1 protein-coding gene is annotated in these 2,019 nt (G+C 63.2%); it reads left to right on the top strand.

Going from position 1 to position 2,019, the window contains the following annotated elements:
• Positions 1 to 2,019: autotransporter outer membrane beta-barrel domain-containing protein (locus HYQ67_RS23735; RefSeq protein WP_202308635.1), on the top strand; the 2,019-nt coding region annotated here is incomplete at both ends.

Genomic DNA, 2,019 nt, shown 5'->3' with positions numbered 1-2,019 from the left:
GGACAATGACTTTGCCTTCACCGCCAACAATGCGGCGGACGGCTTTGCCGGTACGGTTGCCCTGGCCAACAGCCACTTTGTTCTGGACGGCGCGACCACGCAAAATACCCAGGCCCTGAGCGATGCCACCCTGAAGCTGGGCGCAGGCAGCGTGACCGACGTGGCGAAAGGCACCCAGAGCATCGGTGGTCTGGCCTTCGACGGCGGCACAATCATCTTTGATACCGACACGCTGGGCCGCAGCAAATCGGAAGCCTTCATCCAGACCAGCAAGGATCTGGATATCGGCGGAGCCGGTGTGGTGCAGGTGCGGACCAACGATGTGCTGAACGCCCCGACGCTACCACCGGATACTCTGAACATCCTGTCGCAGGATGATGCCAACCCGATTCTGAAACTGGCGGGTACCAGCGGAACGGTCAGCGGATATGGTGCCAACCTGATGCTGGAGAAAACCGACGGCAGCAAAATCAGCGATCCAACGTACTCCTATGTGATGCAGAACGGTCTGCAGGTGGCCGAGGCGACCTACGACTTTGGTTTCACCGCGAGCGACGCCAGTGACGGCCTGTACGTCAATTACGGTTTACAGGAGCTGGATCTGTTAACCAGCGGTGCGGATGCGCTGGCCCTGAATGCAGCGGGTGCCACCGGTGCTGCCGCTGACCTCAGCGCGCGTCTGACCGGCAGCGGCGACCTGGCGATTGAGGCAGGTGCAGGTAACACCGTGTCATTGTCCAATATGAACAACGACTACACCGGCAAAACAGATGTGCGTACGGGTACGCTGCTGGCAGAGAGCGATAACGTGCTGGGTCACACCCGCGAGCTGCACCAGGCCGCCGCAACCCGCGTGGACCTGAACGGCCACGCACAGACTGTGGGCCTGCTGAACACCGACGCCACGGCCACCACCGACTTCAACGGCGGCAGCCTGGCGGTGACCCACGGCGGTATCGTCAACGGCATGCTGACCGGGGCGGGTGAGCTGGCGGTGAACGGCGGAACGCTGACCGTCAACGGCGCGAACGCGGCGATGACGGCGGCGACCACCATCGCCGACGGGGCGGAAGTGGCGCTGAACGACATCAGCGGTATCGGCGCCGGGGATATCCTCGATAACGGCCTGCTGACGCTGAACGAAGGCGTGCAGGGCGTGCTGGGGAACAACCTCACCGGCAGTGGCGACGTACAGAAAAACGGCAGCGGGCTGGTGAATCTGACCACCGCGTCCGCACGCTACACCGGCACCACCGATATCAACGGCGGCGGCCTGCAGCTGGGCGACAGCAGCACCGACGTGACGCTGGCTTCTTCCACGGTCAACGTGAAGGAAGGCGCGAGCTTCGGCGGCTATGGCGGGACGGCGGGGGATGTGAACAACGCCGGGACACTGACCCTCGGTGATATTTCACCGCGTCTGATGGCGCTGCGTGCGGCGGGCGAAGCTCAGACCTTTAACATCGGCCAGAGCCTGACCAACAGCGGTACGATTAACGTCAGCCAGCCTGGCTCAACCACCGCGGGGAACATTCTGCACGTCACCGGGGACTATACCGGCAGCGGCGGCACGCTGAACCTCAACACGCAGCTGGGCGATGACAGTTCACCGACGGATAAACTGATGGTGGACGGCAGCACGCACGGCACCACCACGGTGGCCGTCAATAACGTCGGCGGCACGGGTGCGGCCACCCTGAACGGGATTGAAGTGGTCTCCGTTGGCGGCACGTCTGACGGTGAGTTCAGCAAAAAAGGGCGTATCGTGGCGGGGGCCTACGACTACGACCTGGTGAAAAAAGGCAGCAACTGGTATCTGACCAACAACGGTGCCACGCCGGTAGACCCCGTTGACCCGGTAGACCCCGTTGACCCGGTCAATCCGGTAGACCCGGTCGTTCCGGACGACGGCGGTGATACGCCGGACAACGGCGGCAACACCCCGGCACCGAACGTGCGCCCGGAAGGCAAGGCCTATGCGAGCAACCTGGCGGCAGCCAACAACATGTTCAGCATGAC

The organism is Dryocola clanedunensis subsp. sulfonylureivorans (genome assembly GCF_016756775.1).
GTDB lineage: Bacteria > Pseudomonadota > Gammaproteobacteria > Enterobacterales > Enterobacteriaceae > Dryocola > Dryocola clanedunensis.
Note: the sequence above shows the minus strand (reverse complement) of the source record. Positions and strands in the feature narration are given on the sequence as shown.